The sequence below is a fragment of the Brevibacillus agri genome (assembly GCF_004117055.1).
Classification (GTDB): Bacteria; Bacillota; Bacilli; order Brevibacillales; family Brevibacillaceae; genus Brevibacillus; species Brevibacillus agri.
In genome coordinates, this window is sequence record NZ_CP026363.1 from 4,076,892 (window position 1) to 4,093,960 (window position 17,069).

Annotated in this window: 17 protein-coding genes and 2 pseudogenes; all 19 read right to left on the bottom strand. The window is 46.9% G+C overall.

Annotated elements, in window-relative coordinates; translation table 11 throughout:
• Nucleotides 1–8: 8 nt before the first annotated feature.
• A complete protein-coding gene (locus BA6348_RS20050; protein ID WP_129552222.1) occupies nucleotides 9–233 on the bottom strand; it encodes a hypothetical protein in 225 nt (74 codons plus the stop codon).
• The gene (locus tag BA6348_RS20055) at nucleotides 227–3,103 is read right to left on the bottom strand and encodes an RHS repeat domain-containing protein (RefSeq protein ID WP_242507382.1); all 2,877 of its coding nucleotides are present in this window, start codon (nucleotides 3,101–3,103) and stop codon (nucleotides 227–229) included. Before BA6348_RS20055 ends, BA6348_RS20050 begins: the two co-directional genes overlap by 7 nt.
• A 306-nt stretch (nucleotides 3,104–3,409) precedes the next feature.
• Nucleotides 3,410–4,063, bottom strand: coding sequence for an SMI1/KNR4 family protein (locus BA6348_RS20060; protein ID WP_165329003.1), 654 nt, complete (start codon nucleotides 4,061–4,063; stop codon nucleotides 3,410–3,412).
• Nucleotides 4,064–4,073: 10 nt separating this feature from the next.
• Nucleotides 4,074–5,090: an RHS repeat-associated core domain-containing protein gene (locus BA6348_RS27450; protein WP_242507383.1), complete on the bottom strand. Its 1,017-nt coding sequence runs from the start codon at nucleotides 5,088–5,090 to the stop codon at nucleotides 4,074–4,076.
• 115 nt (nucleotides 5,091–5,205) lie between these two features.
• Nucleotides 5,206–5,559 carry a hypothetical protein gene (locus BA6348_RS27455; protein ID WP_242507384.1) on the bottom strand — a complete coding sequence of 118 codons (354 nt, stop codon included), beginning with the start codon at nucleotides 5,557–5,559 and terminating at the stop codon, nucleotides 5,206–5,208.
• The gene (locus BA6348_RS27460; RefSeq protein ID WP_039972059.1) at nucleotides 5,552–5,749 is read right to left on the bottom strand and encodes a hypothetical protein; all 198 of its coding nucleotides are present in this window, start codon (nucleotides 5,747–5,749) and stop codon (nucleotides 5,552–5,554) included. Before BA6348_RS27460 ends, BA6348_RS27455 begins: the two co-directional genes overlap by 8 nt.
• Before the next feature lie 94 nt (nucleotides 5,750–5,843).
• Nucleotides 5,844–6,239 carry a hypothetical protein gene (locus tag BA6348_RS20070; protein WP_005837236.1) on the bottom strand — a complete coding sequence of 132 codons (396 nt, stop codon included), beginning with the start codon at nucleotides 6,237–6,239 and terminating at the stop codon, nucleotides 5,844–5,846.
• Nucleotides 6,239–6,472, bottom strand: coding sequence for a hypothetical protein (locus BA6348_RS20075; RefSeq protein ID WP_122952841.1), 234 nt, complete (start codon nucleotides 6,470–6,472; stop codon nucleotides 6,239–6,241). The genes BA6348_RS20070 and BA6348_RS20075 overlap by 1 nt, the downstream gene beginning before the upstream one ends.
• Nucleotides 6,469–8,046 (bottom strand): hypothetical protein, encoded by a 1,578-nt coding sequence (locus tag BA6348_RS20080; RefSeq protein WP_423734670.1) that lies wholly within the window; start codon nucleotides 8,044–8,046, stop codon nucleotides 6,469–6,471. The genes BA6348_RS20075 and BA6348_RS20080 overlap by 4 nt, the downstream gene beginning before the upstream one ends.
• A 195-nt stretch (nucleotides 8,047–8,241) precedes the next feature.
• A complete protein-coding gene (locus BA6348_RS20085) occupies nucleotides 8,242–8,544 on the bottom strand; it encodes an immunity protein TriTu family protein (protein WP_129552224.1) in 303 nt (100 codons plus the stop codon).
• A gap of 238 nt (nucleotides 8,545–8,782) precedes the next feature.
• Nucleotides 8,783–8,941: pseudogene (locus BA6348_RS28065) on the bottom strand (hypothetical protein); the annotation flags it as partial.
• Nucleotides 8,942–8,978: 37 nt separating this feature from the next.
• Nucleotides 8,979–9,212 carry a hypothetical protein gene (locus tag BA6348_RS20095; protein ID WP_122953531.1) on the bottom strand — a complete coding sequence of 78 codons (234 nt, stop codon included), beginning with the start codon at nucleotides 9,210–9,212 and terminating at the stop codon, nucleotides 8,979–8,981.
• Between the two features lie 281 nt (nucleotides 9,213–9,493).
• Nucleotides 9,494–10,639 (bottom strand): IS4 family transposase, encoded by a 1,146-nt coding sequence (locus tag BA6348_RS20100; protein ID WP_005837477.1) that lies wholly within the window; start codon nucleotides 10,637–10,639, stop codon nucleotides 9,494–9,496.
• A 344-nt stretch (nucleotides 10,640–10,983) separates the two neighbouring features.
• Entirely contained in the window at nucleotides 10,984–11,298 is a 315-nt protein-coding gene (locus BA6348_RS20105) for a hypothetical protein (protein ID WP_242507385.1), read from the bottom strand.
• Between the two features lie 196 nt (nucleotides 11,299–11,494).
• The gene (locus BA6348_RS20110) at nucleotides 11,495–12,424 is read right to left on the bottom strand and encodes an IS3 family transposase (RefSeq protein ID WP_005837504.1); all 930 of its coding nucleotides are present in this window, start codon (nucleotides 12,422–12,424) and stop codon (nucleotides 11,495–11,497) included.
• Complete coding sequence (locus tag BA6348_RS20115; RefSeq protein WP_005837502.1) at nucleotides 12,415–12,747, bottom strand: transposase; 333 nt, start codon at nucleotides 12,745–12,747, stop codon at nucleotides 12,415–12,417. The genes BA6348_RS20110 and BA6348_RS20115 overlap by 10 nt, the downstream gene beginning before the upstream one ends.
• 82 nt (nucleotides 12,748–12,829) lie before the next feature.
• Nucleotides 12,830–12,937: pseudogene (locus BA6348_RS20120) on the bottom strand (IS200/IS605 family transposase); the annotation flags it as partial.
• Nucleotides 12,938–13,133: 196 nt separating this feature from the next.
• Nucleotides 13,134–13,766 carry a hypothetical protein gene (locus tag BA6348_RS20125; RefSeq protein WP_007784863.1) on the bottom strand — a complete coding sequence of 211 codons (633 nt, stop codon included), beginning with the start codon at nucleotides 13,764–13,766 and terminating at the stop codon, nucleotides 13,134–13,136.
• 51 nt (nucleotides 13,767–13,817) lie between these two features.
• Nucleotides 13,818–16,895 carry an RHS repeat domain-containing protein gene (locus tag BA6348_RS20130; RefSeq protein WP_242507386.1) on the bottom strand — a complete coding sequence of 1,026 codons (3,078 nt, stop codon included), beginning with the start codon at nucleotides 16,893–16,895 and terminating at the stop codon, nucleotides 13,818–13,820.
• Nucleotides 16,896–17,069: the final 174 nt, after the last annotated feature.

Consider the following 17,069-nt stretch of genomic DNA (forward strand, 5'->3'; position numbering starts at 1 on the left):
CTTAACACCTACTGAATTTTTAGTTTTAATCCCACAGGGCCTTTATGCTTTGAATCAAGAGGAATAAAATTTCCATACGGATCAGCATCTCTATACCAATTTAATTCTTTACCTGATCTTTTAAATACTTTAAATGCTGAACCTCCATCACCCTGTAAATCCTTTGCCCACCAAAGGCCATTGGAATCCTCATAAACATTGATAGGCTTCCCTTTATAATTAGCCTTTACCATATCTTAGTAATATCCCATAATGTTGTTTTATTGGCTGTAGGTTTCTGATAACTTGCTTTATTAAATTCATTACCCGTCCCGTTTGCAACATTTTTACCTGGATTTCTAATTGTCCCTACTGCTGCCCCCGCACCAGCAGCTCCCAATCCCAAATCAGGAGCATCCCCATGATTCATGCCAACCGTATTGTTAAATGTAACGATAGCTGTCGAAAGAACTTCCCTCTGATACTGCGTTGGTACATACTTTCTTACCGCATCTTCGGGTTCTATCCCCTCTTCGTATGCCCTTCGTGCCGCAACCTTTGCCCAATGCATGTATTCTTCTGCCGGTGAGGAAAAGCCACCTACTCCTCCCGTCATCTCCTGTATGTGACCACTCGGATCCACAAACTTTAACGGATTATTACTCACATACGTATATCGATTCAAACTAAGCGGATTATCCACTTGCCCCTTAACCGTATCCTCCGACACAAACCTCCCCATCTTCGGATCATAATACCGGGCACGCAGGTAGTAAAAACCGCTCTCCTTGTCGTACATTTCCCCTGCATACGCAAACGGGTTCATCATCGTTTCCTTGACTTTATCCGCAATCAAGTTGCCCCAGATGTCGTACTCATACATATTCAACACATTCCCGCTCGGACCTTTGATCTTCACGACATCTCCGTGGCTGTTGTAGTAGTAGGTGCCTTCCTGGTTCGTCGTGTAGTCTTTGCGCCAGATCAGTTGGTTACCAAAGACGTTGCGAGCTTTGAGCCGTCCGTCCTGGGTCAGCTCCTCGATCACTTGCCCGTTCAAGTACACGTAGTGGGTCGTATCCGTGACGCTTCCGGTCTGCTGTTTCGTCGCGCGCAGGCCGCCTGGATAGTACGTGTACGTCGTTGTTCCTTTGGCGTCCTTGTATTCGGTCAGGCGATTCAGCAAGTCGTGTTTCAGTTCGTAGCTGCGCGTCGAATCGGCGGGTGCGTTGGCATAGATTTGGCGGTTGCCGCGGCGGTCGTAGGCGTACTGGCGGGTGTTGCCCTGGATCGTTTCTTCTTTGATCCGGGACAGCTTGTCGTAAGCGAACGTGCCGTAGTTGGCTCCGCCGCGCTTTTGGCTCGTGATGTTGCCGAACAGGTCGTAGCCGTTGGTCTCGTTCCAGCCGTCGGCGTGGTTCATTCCTGTGATCTCGGCAAAGGAGCTAATCGTCTTTTGCATCACCGACGACTGGCCGGGGTAGGAGACGGTGTTCGTCTCTCCACTGTTGTTCATGTCGTAGGTGTAGCTCGTCGTTCCTACGCCGGGAATGGTTACGGCGCTGAGGCGGCTGGCATTGTCGTAGGTGTAATCGACGCGCAAGGCGGGAGCCGAGCCGGAAACAGCGCTGCGGGATGGATAGACGATGGCGTCGATGGCCTCATCGTGGTCGGTGTAGACGAGCTGGTAGTCTTTTCCCATCATCGTTTGGCGATTCAGGCGGCGGTATTCGTCGTAGCCGTAGCGGACGGTTTGGCCGTTGTTGTTTGTTTCCGTCAAAAGCGAGCCGGATAGCGGATCGTAGCTGCGTTCTTCGTAGAAGCCGCTGCCTGCGGATACCTTCGTCCTTTCGTTGAACGGCGAATACTGGTAGCTGAAAAGGACGCCGTTTTTGTCTTTGAACGTTTTGACGGCACCGTTTTTTTCATAGGTGTACTGCTCGGCTTTAGTCTCCGGGTTCTTCTCGGACAACTTCCAGGACAGCGCGTTATACGTGTACACGGCAGTGGGCGTGCCGTTTTCGAGCACGGTGGTCAGGTTGCCGAGTCCGTCGTAGCTGTATTCGTGGATGTTGTTTTCCGGGTCGCGCAAATAGACCAACTGGTCGTTGTGATCGTAGCGCATCGTCCAGCGTTGGGAGGTGCTGCCGTCCGAGACTTCTTTGTCCGTGACTTTTCCGAAGCGGTCGGTCTGGTAGGTGGTCACGCGGCGGTGGCTGCCTCGTTGCGTCGTTTCTTCCACGCTCTCTACCCGCCCGTACAGGTCGCGGTAGGTGGTGACGATGTAGCCGTTCGGGGACAACGTTTGCTCGGTCAGGCGCGGCAAATAGCTGGTGCCGTCTGAATACGCATTGGCCCGATGGGAGCGGGTCGTTCCCAGGGCGTTCGTGGTCTGGTAGACGAAGCCGTCCCAGTCGTAGGCATACGTGGTGCTCTGCGCCTGGTTCCCGTATGGAATCGTGCGGCTGATCTGCATACCGTCCGGGGTAAACTCGTTTTCTACCAGCGGGCGTTTGCCTCCGCTCGTCCCTCTCTGTTCCTGATAGGCGATGTCTCCGTATGGCGTGTAGTAGGTGATGACCCGAGACGAGTCCGGCAAAATTCTCTCGACGATCCCCGGCCCCTCCGCGCTCGTGCCGGATGCTTCGCCGTCCCGATACACGTACGTGGTGGTGCGGGTCGCGCCCTGGTGGCGGAAGCTTTCACTGAGGACTCTTCCCAGCGTGTCATATTCGTAGGTGACTTTGCTGCCGTTTGGGTACGTCTGGCTTTTTACCTGACTTTGGTTGTCGATCTCGAGCGAGAAGTTCAGGACGTCCGTTTTCCCGCTCTCCAGCTCGATTCCAGTCAGAGATATTTGTGTAGGTTGCACGCCGTACGAATCGTACGCGGAAAACGTCTGCGTTCTCGTCTTTCCGCCAAAGTTTTCCGTGATCGAATAAAGCTGCGCATTCGTGTATTCATAGGTTCGCTCGGTAATCTGGCTTTTGTAGCCCGACAAGTTCACCGGGAACGAGTGAATTTCCGTTTCTTTTCGCAGCAAATACTGGTCGTTGTACTCGTAGGAAATGTTCGAATAGTACGGCTCGCCCGACGAGGTAACTGGTCCTTGGGCACTTTCCACAGCTCGTAAAACTGGCCGTTGTCCGCATAGCTTTTTTCCAGCCTGTATGTGTTCGTGCCCTTTGGTGTTTTTAATGTGTAGCTGTACGTCACTTTGTTGACGCGTAGCTTAACGCGTATCTGTCCTGAAAAAGTCGCACCAGCCCGTCCTTGAAGGAGGTTTGCTCCAGTTGATACGGGCGGTTATTGACAGAGTTCCATGACGCTAACCATTTTTATTTGTGCGGCCTGTCGCTAAATAAAAAACCCCAGGCGAGTAGTTGGTTACTCGTTTGGGGTAGATTAAATCCAACGCCGAATATAATTTTCAGGCCAGTGCCAAAGCTTCTCTAAGCCTACTCAGTTCAGCATGTGTTACATCTAAACTGTTATCTTTTACATATTGGGACCAATCAAATAGCTCCACAAAACCCACTTTCGACCATTTTTCCATCAGATCAATAATATTTAAAGCTACTGTAAGACCATGAATATAGGGCCCACCATCCATTACATCATGTTCTAAAAAGACTACTGTTTGTAAAGTATCTTTTTTATTTATACAAAATGCATCACCATTCATAAACCTAATAATTGGTATCCAGTTTGGCCAATCATTTATTAGTGCCATTAATCCAGCATTATCTTTTAAATCCTCATCATTTTCTTTGGCTTCTTCGACCATTTGAAGCATTTCATTGTAATCATCTCTAATCATGCTTGGTGAGAGAATCTTAATCCCTCCTATCTTACACTCCTCACCATAGTTACCGTTTGAGGAAGTCCAGTTAAATGTAACAGATTGAGAGTCATTTAAATAAAACTCTCTTAAAACGTTGGGAAAAGTAAAGCCAATAGTATTTTCGATTTCAGTTAATTCATACGGATCAATAGGAGGGGCAATGATTATTTGATCCAATGATAAATCTGGAATTCGTGACAATTTTTCGTAAGTCTCGTTTAAAATATTTACTATTTGCATAGTACCTCCCCTACTTTTTATATGGATGAATCCTGATACCCGAGAGTCCATACTCATCCATCATTTTCCCTGCTTGTTGGAATATTTCCTTAGCTGTTGCATTTGGATTCGCATCTATCCATGCTTTCCAAGTCTCGTTCCACTTTCCTTGTCCATGAATGAATTTTAGATGGTGGCTATCTTTCCCATGAGCTAATGTTACCGTAAAATCATCCACATTTATTCCTTTTTCTTTAAAAAATTTAGCATACTTATCGTTCCCTCTAAATTTTGGGAAAATGTGATGATCTGCTACTTTAGTGGCTTGATTTAACAGAAGTTTAGGTTTTTCTACATTATTTATTATACCTGCTACCGCACCTGCTCCAGCAACACCCAATCCCAAATCAGGAGCATCCCCATGATTCATGCCAACCGTATTATTAAATGTGACGATAGCTGTCGAAAGAACTTCCCTCTGATACTGCGTTGGTACATACTTTCTTACCGCATCTTCGGGTTCTATCCCCTCTTCGTATGCCCTTCGTGCAGCAACCTTTGCCCAATGCATGTACTCTTCTGCCGGTGAGGAAAAGCCACCTACTCCTCCCGTCATCTCCTGTATGTGACCACTCGGATCCACAAACTTTAACGGATTATTACTCACATACGTATATCGATTCAAACTAAGCGGATTATCCACCTGCCCCTTAACCGTATCCTCCGACACAAACCGCCCCATCTTCGGATCATAATACCGGGCACGCAGGTAGTAAAACCCACTCTCCTTGTCGTACATTTCCCCTGCATACGCAAACGGGTTCATCATCGTTTCCTTGACTTTGTCCGCAATCAAGTTGCCCCAGATGTCGTACTCATACGTATTCAACACATTCCCGCTCGGACCTTTGATCTTCACGACATCTCCGTGGCTGTTGTAGTAGTACGTGCCTTCCTGGTTCGTCGTGTAGTCTTTGCGCCAGATCAACTGGTTGCCAAAGACATTGCGGGCTTTGACCCGGCCGTCCTGGGTCAGTTCCTCGATCACTTGCCCATTGAGGTACACATAGTGGGTCGTGTCCGTTACGCTTCCGGTCTGCTGTTTCGTCGCGCGCAGACCGCCTGGATAGTACGTGTACGCCGTTGTGCCTTTGGCGTCCTTGTTATTCGGTCAGGCGATTCAGCAAGTCGTGTTTCAGTTCGTAGCTGCGCGTCGAATCGGCGGGTGCGTTGGCATAGATTTGGCGGTTGCCGCGGCGGTCGTAGGCGTACTGGCGGGTGTTGCCCTGGATGGTTTCTTCTTTGATCCGGGACAGCTTGTCGTAAGCGAACGTGCCGTAGTTGGCTCCGCCGCGCTTTTGGCTCGTGATGTTGCCGAACAGGTCGTAGCCGTTGGTCTCGTTCCAGCCGTCGGCGTGGTTCATTCCTGTGATCTCGGCAAAGGAGCTGATCGTCTTTTGCATCACCGACGACTGGCCGGGGTAGGAGACGGTGTTTGTCTCTCCGTTGTTAGACAAGCTGGTAGTCTTTTCCCATCATCGTTTGGCGGTTCAGGCGACCGTCTTCGACGTTGCCGTAGCGGACGGTTTGGCCGTCGTTGTTTGTTTCTGTCAAAAGCGAGCCGGATAACGGATCGTAGGTGCGTTCTTCGTAGAAGCCGCTGCCCGCAGATACTTTCGTCCTTTCGTTGAACGGCGAGTTCAACAATAGTGAGTTTTTTACTTCTTTCAGAAATAAATTAAAGAAGCCCCAAACGAGTAGTTGATTTCTCGTTTGAGGCACATCAGCCGTTTTCCTTCCTTTATACTTCTTCTAAGTGATAGTCCCAGGCTATAATCTCTAATACAATGTCCTGAAAAGGTAAAATGTAGTGATTTGATTTATCTAAGAAAGTAGCGTTCGAGTCGTTTAACTTTAGTTCGTCGTATAAAGATTTTTTCCATTGGGAGTCAGTTACTTCAAGTAAATAGCTTCGGTAAATGCCAATCTCGTCAATCGCATCTTTTATTACGAGATTTGAGAATGGGTAACAATCTTTTGTAGTAGTTTTGATAGCTTGGTATGGGCTGAATGTCAATTTCCATCTTTTCTCGTTATTATCATCAAATGTAACTACTATTGTATTGGAATCAAAATTAATTTCCTCTAATGGAGTCTCATGAATTTGTACATTACTCATAGCTATTTTAACATTCATTATTTTTTGCTTCCTCCAATCCGAACCTTAATTGATGCCCCATCGTTAATTGTAGTGAACTTCCAACTGCTCTGACTCATTACTTTTTCTAAAGGTGCTTTTACATACCGGATATTTATGCCTGCCTGTTGAAATACAAATAATCGTCTATTATCAAGCGTGTAAATTTTACCATCTAACTCAAATATTTCAATTACAGGTATATCATTAGGATTGATTTTACCTGATTTCAATCCTTCAATAACATCGTAGACATTTCCTCCACTTTTAAACTCACCCTTAATGTTATTCTGGGTAAATCTAATGCTCTGCGGGATGGATAGACGATGGCGTCGATGGCCTCATCGTAGTCGGTGTAGACGAGCTGGTAGTCTTTTCCCATCATCTTTTGGCGGTTCAGGCGACGGTATTCGTCGTAGCCGTAGCGGACGGTTTGGCCGTTGTTGTTTGTTTCCGTCAAAAGCGAGCCGGAGAGCGGATCGTAGGTGCGTTCTTCGTAGAAGCCGCTGCCCGCAGACACTTTCGTCCTTTCGTTGAACGGCGAATATTGGTAGCTGAAAAGGACGCCGTTTTTATCTTTGAAAGTTTTGACGGCACCGTTTTTGTCATAGGTGTACTGCTCGGCTTTAGTCTCCGGGTTTTTCTCGGACAGCTTCCAGGACAGCGCGTTGTACGCGTACACGGCAGTAGGAGTGCCGTTTTCGAGCACGGTGGTCAGGTTGCCGAGTCCGTCGTAGCTGTATTCGTTGATGTTGTTTTCCGGGTCGCGCAAATAGACCAACTGGTCGTTGTGATCGTAGCGCATCGTCCAGCGTTGGGAGGTGCTGCCGTCCGAGACTTCTTTGTCCGTGACTTTTCCGAAGCGGTCGGTCTGGTAGGTGGTCACGCGGCGGTGGCTGCCTCGTTGGGTCGTTTCTTCCACGCTCTCTACCCGCCCGTACAGGTCGCGGTAGGTGGTGACGATGTAGCCGTTCGGGGACAACGTTTGCTCGGTCAGGCGCGGCAAATAGCTGGTGCCGTCTGAATACGCATTGGCCCGATGGGAGCGGGTCGTTCCCAGGGCGTTCGTGGTCTGGTAGACGAAGCCGTCCCAATCGTAGGCATATGTGGTGCTCTGCGCCTGGTTTCCGTATGGAATCGTGCGGCTGATCTGCATACCGTTCGGGGTAAACTCGTTTTCTACCAGCGGGCGTTTGCCTCCGCTCGTCCCTCGCTGCTCCTGATAGGCGATGTCTCCGTATGGCGTGTAGTAGGTGATGACCCGAGACGAATCGGGCAAAATTCTCTCGACGATCCCAGGCCCCTCCGCGCTCGTGCCGGATGCGTCGCCGTCCCGATACACGTACGTGGTGGTGCGGGTCGCGCCCTGGTGGCGGAAGCTCTCGGTGAGGACTCTTCCCAGCGTGTCATATTCGTAGGTGACTTTGCTGCCGTTTGGGTACGTCTGGCTTTTTACCTGGCTTTGGTTGTCGATCTCCAGCGAGAAGTTCAGGACGTCCGTTTTCCCGCTCTCCAGCTCGATGCCAGTCAGAGATATTTGTGTAGGTTGCACGCCGTACGAATCGTACGCGGAAAACGTCTGCGTTCTCGTCTTTCCGCCAAAGTTTTCCGTGATCGAATAAAGCTGCGCATTCGTGTATTCATAGGTTCGCTCGGTAATCTGGCTTTTGTAGCCCGACACGTTCACCGGGAACGAGTGAATTTCCGTTTCTTTTCGCAGCAAATACTGGTCGTTGTACTCGTAGGAAATGTTCGAATAGTACGGCTCGCCGGACGCGGAGGTCGCCTGCGTTCGCATGGCCTTCAACTGGGAAAACGCCCGGAAGCCTTTTTTGCTCTCCAGATCGTATGTTCAGATCGTCACAAAGAGAATCTATATCAAACTCAACCTATCTGATGTTACCCGCCTGTTCTTGTTCCAATCGGTGGTCGATTAATTGCACTGGCTTTCCCCCATAAAAGAAATCCCTGACATTTTAAATCAGGGAATACGGTATTAAACTCATTTTGAAATTGTAGAAAGATAACTTTTGAAAACCTCATTAAAATCCGAATTTGCTTGTATCTGTAGATGTTCGGATATCACCGTTTCGCCACTTGAATATTCGAGTATCTCAACATAAGCGGTATTGGTTTCCCAGAGTGTAATCAAACCAATGAATTTTTCAGGGGAATAGTGATGTACAGTGATACTAGGATTATCAGAGATTGTTGAGTCTACAATATTTATTTCTTCCGTCTCAACTCCCTTAGCTTGTAACCATCCCTTTATCTCTCTAGCCCAAATTTGAAAATTATCAAGCATTATTTTTCACCTACTATTCTTATGTTGGTGGCAGACGGCATCTGAGGTCTTAGTTGACCTTTCGGGGCCGCTAACCTAACTTCAAATGAGTTTGGCCCCGGTTTAACCACTCAAAGTTTGAGTCGTTCTCCCTTATTCTCGCATTTTACATATGCTTCTTCCTTCATCAAGCACCTGGGAGTCTAGGCAGCTAGGTTGAAGTAGGGATCATTCTGCAATCCTTTGCTATACTACAATTTCACAACGAATGGTGCAATGCGTTGCAGGGCATAGGCTTTACCAAATCTGCCGGGGATAAATCGGACGAGCTTCCATGAATCCGGCGCTGATTGTAAAAGAGCAGATAGTTTATCATGGTTTCATAGGCTTCTTGATAGCTCTGAAATTCATTCCATTGTACACATTCGCTCGATCATAGACGTGAATGAGACTCATCAGGAAAAAGAAACGATGTTCCCCGGCGATAAATCCGTATTTTTCGTCCAGCTCCCACAATTGATTCGGAGCGGTGATCTCTCGGATATTGGCAAGCCTCCGAGGATGATGATTATTCTATTTATGTTGTGGCTGTAATAGTTTCTTACTTCTTCAACTATCGCCTCATACTCTGCTTCCGCCTTTGCAATTAAACCTACCTTTTCCTCTACTTCCTGTACTTGTTTAGCCATTTTCCTTTTCCTCTTTTGATTTTGGACATGCCAAAAAGGCTCATTCCTCCTTATCGTTCAAGTTGGAATAAGCCTTTGAAAGTTTATCAACTGTGGATGTCAAGTTTTTTGTGTTTGGTTTCACTAGCGTTGCATAAAAAATGCGTTCGTAATTTGTCGAAGTATTCTGAATGACATTTTCAGCTACACAACCAAAAACGGCAGCAACCAAGCAAAAGGTAGCCACTGTCCATTTGGTAGTTTTATACATTTATTACAATCGTGATAACAGCAACCAATACCTAATTCCTTTTCTGTCGCCCTCTGGATGTTCGTTTGGACTGGTAATTCATTCTACCTATCCATTGTTCGAACGTTTGCCAAAGAAACACTTTTAGCCATCTCCTGATCTGCAACAAGCTGTGCTGACTGTTTTGTTCCAGTTTGACAAGGAGCAACAGGCAGTAGGCAATGAGTGCGAGTAATACTTGGTTTCGTACCGCATTTTCACTCGTTCCATAGAAGTTCTTGATCTTTACATGCTGCTTTATCCACTTGAAAAACAGCTCAATTTGCCAACGCCAACGATAGATGTCGCTGAGTTCTTCTGCTTCCAGGTCGAACCGATTCGTAATGATTCGAATGAGATTTCCCTTCGAATCAAGCGTTTCAATGAGTCGCAGCACGTTATCTACCCGCTTTTGAGGCGTTCCAAGAAGGATCATGGAATCCGATAAAACGGAGCTTTCCAAGGGGATTTTGAATTCATAAAGATGACGGATTTCGGCGTTATCTTTTAGACGAGAAGCGAAAAAGATGCCTTTGTCCGTGTATTCATCAAATTTTTCATAATCCACATACCCTCGATCAAAGACGTACATCATACCGATCTCATCAATCAACGATTCCATTTGAGTGCGGTCATTGGACTTGGCACCCGTGATGGTTATTTTTTCAGGATACACATCCCCCTGGTCGGCAAAGACGAGACGAAGATGAAGTTTGATGCCAGCCTTGGTTTTACGGAAAGTTGCCCATTTGTACTTCTGCAAACACAGCCCAATCGTTGTAGAATCAATGATTTTCATGTCTTTTCGAAGGGAATACGTGTTGCCCGAGTGTCTCTGAATTTGCCCTACAAGGTCAACAAATATTTCTTCAAGCAAAGCTGGATCTACTCGATTGTTTTTGCGACTAAGCTGAGCGGGACTAATCGACGACAGTCCTAACTCTCGCTGGAATTTCTTTGATAAAACATCATCTGCAATGGCTCGGAGTCCTTCTCGTTGCTGAAGTTGAGCATGCAAAAACAGGAGTAGATATGCTTTGGTCGTTAACTTTTTCACGTACTTGTCCTGATCCGTTTCGTCTATCCGTTGTTGAAATTTCACAATATTAATGGGTGAAATGTATTTACCAAATGAAGAAAATAGGGTATTCTTGTCCATGGTCTATCCTTTGCGTTGGATTTGGACAGGAACTACCTGACCTTTCCAGTGTAAAGGATTTTTTTATGCCTGAGAACACTTGAACGCTGAAAGTTATGATGATTTTGAATGGTATGAAAAGATTAATGCAACGCTAGTGGTTTGGTTTATTGGTTTTATTGTAGGATCCTGCTTCTCAGAAGTAAACCCGTTAATATTTTTTCCTCCGCACAAAGCATCATTGTTCGGTACTGGGTAGCTTCTATTAGATAAGACTCCTTGAAAGGCATTAAGCCAATCAAGTAACTTATTCAATGGTCAGTCCACATTCTTCAAGTCTTGCTTCCCTAAATCAAGAGCAACCGCTAATTTAATTCGACACTGTTTACTGAGTCCTTGTAAATATTGGGAAATCGTTTAGTTACAATAATTGGTTCAATTTCAGCGTTATAGCGGTCTAATTCAATTTCTGCGATAATGCTATCGTTAACTAAAATCTTATAAATATCCTCACCCTGCTCGGGTATCCAGTGAACAATATAAGCTGTGTTCATTTCTGGATATGAACTTCTAATCACTTCAAGTAGTCTTCGTTTCTCTTCACTCTTAAATAGTGATTGATTGGATTCTTTAAGTTGCTCCCTTATTTCTTGTTCCAATATACTCCCAGTTAGTTTCACGTTCCGGTTTAACCCCTTAAAATTTGAGTCTTTCTCCCTTATTCTCGCATTTTCATATGCTTCTTCCCTCCTTCAACCACCTAGGAGTCTAGGAAGGAAAGCGCCTAGCGTCAAGGAGATCACTTGACCCCAGACGTTTTCCTTCCTGCTTGTCAGCTAGGTTGAAGTAGGGATCATTCTGCAATCCTTTGCCATACTACACTTTCACAACAAATGGTGTAATGAGTTGCAAGGCAAAGGCTTTACCAAATTCTACAGGTGATAAATCGTACAAGCTTCCATGAATCCGTCGCTGATTATAAAAGAGCAGATAGTTTGTCACGATTTCATAGGCTTCTTGATAGCTCTGAAATTCATTCCGCTGCAAACATTCTTTCTCCAAAACACTGTGAAATGACTCAATGTGAGCGTTTTTATTGGGTGTCTTTGGAGGAATTCGCTCATGCACCGTTTGGAAATGCTGACAGGCTTCTTCAAAGGCATGGCTAATAAACTGTGGACCGTTATCCGTACGGATAACAGGGCGATCATCACAATTGAATTGCTGCCGTTTCCACAAAGCACGTTGGAGAATCTGAGCAGCATGTTTTCCTTCGCAGGTCAGTCCGAAATGGTAGTCCACGATCGCTCGATCATAGACATCAATGAGACTCATCAGGAAAAAGAAACGCTGTTCTCCTACGATAAATCCGTATTTTACGTCCATCTCCCACAATTGATTCGGAGCGGTAATCTCTCGGTTGTTTGCCAACTTTCGAGGATGTTTCCTTTTCTTTTGTCGTTGTGGTTGCAGGAGTTCTTCTTCTTTCAGCAAGCGGTAAACCTTTTTCTTGTTGATGACCAGTTGGTGGTCTCGCCGTAGGCAGACGGTAAGCTTTCGATATCCATAAGCAGATTCTTCATCGGCAATCAGCTCGGATAGCCATTCTTTGATTTGTTCGTCACTGACAGGTTGTCCGTCTTTTGACAACGAATAACCGGGTATAGGTCTTCCTCCGTGATAAACGCGAGGTTTTTGGGAGGCTTTGTTTTTTCGGTAATAGTAGGTTGCTTCCAGGATGCCGACAATACGTAGCACTAGTTTGGCTGTGTACCCCAGCTGTATCCACTTGTCGGCTATCTCCATTTTGTCCGATAAGCTGGGTTCACCTTTTTTACAAGATCACGAAGGATCGCGATTTCCAAGTCCTTTTCTCCCAGTAATTTCTTCAGTTTATCATTCTCCGTTTCCAGTTCCCGAAACTCTCCTGGACTTGGTGTATAGCTTGTTACAGCTTTAGCTTCGGAAGACGTATTCTGCCAATCTGCGTGTTTGGAGTCACGTATCCATCGATACAGCATTTTAGGGTCTATCCCATGCCGTCTGGCTACTTGGCTAGCGTTTCCTACTTCGTGGGCTTCCTGGATCAGTTGTTGTTTGAACTCGATTGAATAGCGTCTCCGTTGCATAAAAATATCCCCCTCTGTTCTTCTGATATCAGCTTAACAAGATAAGGGGGTATGACTCAAATCCAATTTTGGGGCTTAAAAGTTTCCTCACTTGATTATATATCTCTTTCCGTCTATACTTCGGGGTGAACACAATGTGGTATTTGCACATCCACTTCGTGTGAGCTAAACTATAGCTCTTGTTTGCCATCTAAGACCATTCCGATAAAATTGAGCCTGAACATCTCAATTTTATCGGAATGGTCTTGTTGGTCAAACCCTCGATCCCTCTACCCGCATAGCGGGTGGTTTTTTGTTTCGTGCGTTTCACGCACTCAACTGGCTAAAGCCACTAATAAAAAACCCCAAACGAGTATAGATTACTCGTTTGGGGGATAAAGGTAGTTCTATTGATTGTTTATTTTTACTGCTGTTTTCTCCAGTATATTAATTTCAAATTTCTCATTTGGAAAAGGAAACTCCTCGGTAGTATTAAGAATGTAAATATTTGAGCTAGTAGTTGGTTCGAGCTTAACAAAATAATTAACATCACCCCAAGATACACCTGTGATCTCCTTTGTAGGAAACTCTAAATGAATTCTTATTTCCTCCAATGTCTCGGTATTCTTTAAATATAAACGAGCTGAACTATTTTTCTGAAACAAATTAATCAGCTCCATGCAGTATTCAAATCGACCATCCGGTGTCTTCTGTATGGAATCAGTTCTTATTTTTTCTGTTAACCATCCACTCGTCTCTACGTTTTTATACAAATGTGGTGTCATTAAAAGCATGGCAATGATGATAATTAAAACCCCAATGAACTCCCACCATCTATATGGACTCCACTTTTTTAATAATAGAAAACAAGAAACGACTATTAATAAAATTGAGGGTATACCTAGATACAAAAGTATTACCGTGGAAATCAAGTCTATGCCACGTTGAAAATTTGCAGTCGAGCCAAGTACAAACCAGATAACACCTGATAAATTAACGAGTATAGTGATGATCCAAATTAACTTCAGCCACAATCGCATTGGCATTCCCCCTCCTTCTAAATTAATCTGGTTTCGTAGTAAGATAATTTCTTATCTTTTTGGTTCCACATAAAATTTTTCGAGATACGGTGTGATATATTTTTTCCACGTCTCAACATTAGAGTGCATTGCAGAGTGAGCCGCAATTGGGTCATACTCCTCCCCTACTTCAATTTTTATATTTGCTGCATTTGTAAACTCCCGTTTGGCTTCGCCAAGTAGCCATACGCTTCCCCCATTTACTTGTACACCATCTCGTTCATTGTAAACATGTAGATGCTGTCCCACTGGATACTCTAAATAATATTCAAGTTCCCTTACAGGAGTAGCAATAGTAACAAGCGTTTCCACCTGAATTCCTTCATGTTCCAAAACATTAGCTGCTAATATTGATACATTTCCGCCATGACTGTGACCAATTAGCCGAATTGGTTTCTTCTCATTCCCTTTAATACTTCGCCAATTCATAATATCTGCTGCCAAAGATTGTGCGGCCTTTACCCTTGCCGTATTATCGTTATCACCTGACCACTCAAATTTCCTTACATCCTCTTTATATAAACCTTTGAAATACGTAACAAAATCATCTTTCCAAGTAGAATTATCTGAAAACGTCCCATGAACTAGCCATGCATCATGTCCTGTAGGATCAATATACCTAACCGGATTGTTGTGAGTATACGTATACCTGTTGAGCGTCAGCGGATTGTCAACCTGTCCCTTAACCGTATCCTCCGACACAAACCTCCCCATCTTCGGATCATAATACCGCGCACGCAGGTAGTAAAAACCGCTCTCCTTGTCGTACATTTCCCCTGCATACGCAAACGGGTTCATCATCGTTTCCTTGACTTTGTCCGCAATCAAGTTGCCCCAGATGTCGTACTCATACGTATTCAACACATTCCCGCTCGAACCTTTGATCTTCACGACATCCCCGTGGCTGTTGTAGTAGTAGGTGCCCTCCTGGTTCGTCGTGTAGTCTTTGCGCCAGATCAGTTGGTTACCAAAGACGTTGCGAGCTTTGAGCCGTCCTTCCTGGGTCAGCTCCTCGATCACTTGCCCGTTCAAGTACACGTAGTGGGTCGTATCCGTGACGCTTCCGGTCTGCTGTTTCGTCGCGCGCAGGCCGCCTGGATAGTACGTGTACGTCGTTGTTCCTTTGGCGTCCTTGTATTCGGTCAGGCGATTCAGCAAGTCGTGTTTCAGTTCGTAGCTGCGCGTCGAATCGGCGGGCGCGTTGGCATAGATTTGGCGGTTGCCGCGGCGGTCGTAGGCGTACTGGCGGGTGTTTCCCTGGATCGTTTCTTCTTTGATCCGGGACAGCTTGTCGTAAGCGAACGTGCCGTAGTTGGCTCCGCCGCGCTTTTGGCTCGTGATGTTGCCGAACAGGTCGTAGCCGTTGGTCTCGTTCCAGCCGTCGGCGTGGTTCATTCCTGTGATCTCGGCAAAGGAGCTAATCGTCTTTTGCATCGCTGACGACTGGCCGGGGTAGGAGACGATGTCCGTCTCTCCGCTGTTGTTCATGTCATAACTATAGCTCGTCGTTCCTACGCCGGGGATCGTCACGGCGCTGAGGCGGCTGGCATTGTCGTAGGTGTAATCGACGCGCAGGGCGGGAGCCGAGCCGGAAACGGCGCTGCGAGATGGATAAACGATGGCGTCGATGGCCTCATCGTGGTCGGTGTAGACGAGCTGGTAGTCTTTTCCCATCATCGTTTGGCGGTTCAGGCGGCGGTATTCGTCGTAGCCGTAGCGGACGGTTTGGCCGTTGTTGTTTGTTTCCGTCAAAAGCGAGCCGGAGAGCGGATCGTAGCTGCGTTCTTCGTAGAAGCCGCTGCCTGCGGATACCTTCGTCCTTTCGTTGAACGGCGAATATTGGTAGCTGAAAAGGACGCCGTTTTTGTCTTTGAACGTTTTGACGGCACCGTTTTTTTCATAGGTGTACTGCTCGGCTTTGGTCTCCGGGTTCTTCTCGGACAGCTTCCAGGACAGCGCGTTATACGTGTACACGGCAGTGGGCGTGCCGTTTTCGAGCACGGTGGTCAGGTTGCCGAGTCCGTCGTAGCTGTATTCGTGGATGTTGTTTTCCGGGTCGCGCAAATAGACCAACTGGTCGTTGTGATCGTAGCGCATCGTCCAGCGTTGGGAGGTGCTGCCGTCCGAGACTTCTTTGTCCGTGACTTTTCCGAAGCGGTCGGTCTGGTAGGTGGTCACGCGGCGGTGGCTGCCTCGTTGGGTCGTTTCTTCCACGCTCTCCACCCGCCCGTACAGGTCGCGGTAGGTGGTGACGATGTAGCCGTTCGGGGACAACGTTTGCTCGGTCAGGCGCGGCAAATAGCTGGTGCCGTCTGAATACGCGTTGGCCCGATGGGAGCGGGTCGTTCCCAGGGCGTTCGTGGTCTGGTAGACGAAGCCGTCCCAATCGTAGGCATACGTTGTGCTCTGCGCCTGGTTTCCGTATGGGATCGTGCGGCTGATCTGCATACCGTCCGGGGTAAACTCGTTTTCTACCAGCGGGCGTTTGCCTCCGCTCGTCCCTCTCTGTTCCTGATAGGCGATGTCTCCGTATGGCGTGTAGTAGGTGATGACCCGAGACGAGTCCGGCAAAATTCTCTCGACGATCCCCGGCCCCTCCGCGCTCGTGCCGGATGCTTCACCGTCCCGATACACGTACGTGGTGGTGCGGGTCGCGCCCTGGTGGCGGAAGCTCTCGGTGAGGACTCTTCCCAGCGTGTCATATTCGTAGGTGACTTTGCTGCCGTTTGGGTACGTCTGGCTTTTTACCTGGCCTTGGTTGTCGATCTCCAGCGAGAAGTTCAGGACGTCCGTTTTCCCACTCTCCAGCTCGATTCCGGTCAGAGATATTTGCGTAGGCTGCACGCCGTACGAATCGTATGCGGGAAACGTTTGCGTCCTCGTCTTTCCGCCAAAGTTTTCCGTGATCGAATAAAGCTGCGCATTCGTGTATTCATAGGTTCGCTCGGTAATCTGGCTTTTGTAGCCCGACAAGTTCACCGGGAACGAGTGAATTTCCGTTTCTTTTCGCAGCAAATACTGGTCGTTGTACTCGTAGGAAAGGTTCGAATAGTACGGCTCGCCGGACGCGGAGGTCGCCTGCGTTCGCATGGCCTTTAACTGGGAAAACGCACGGAAACCTTTTTTGCTCTCCAGATCGTATGTTCAGATCGTCACAAAGAGAATCTATATCAAACTCAACCTATCTGATGTTACCCGCCTGTTCTTGTTCCAATCGGTGGTCGATTAATTGCACTGGCTTTCCCCCATAAAAGAAATCCCTGA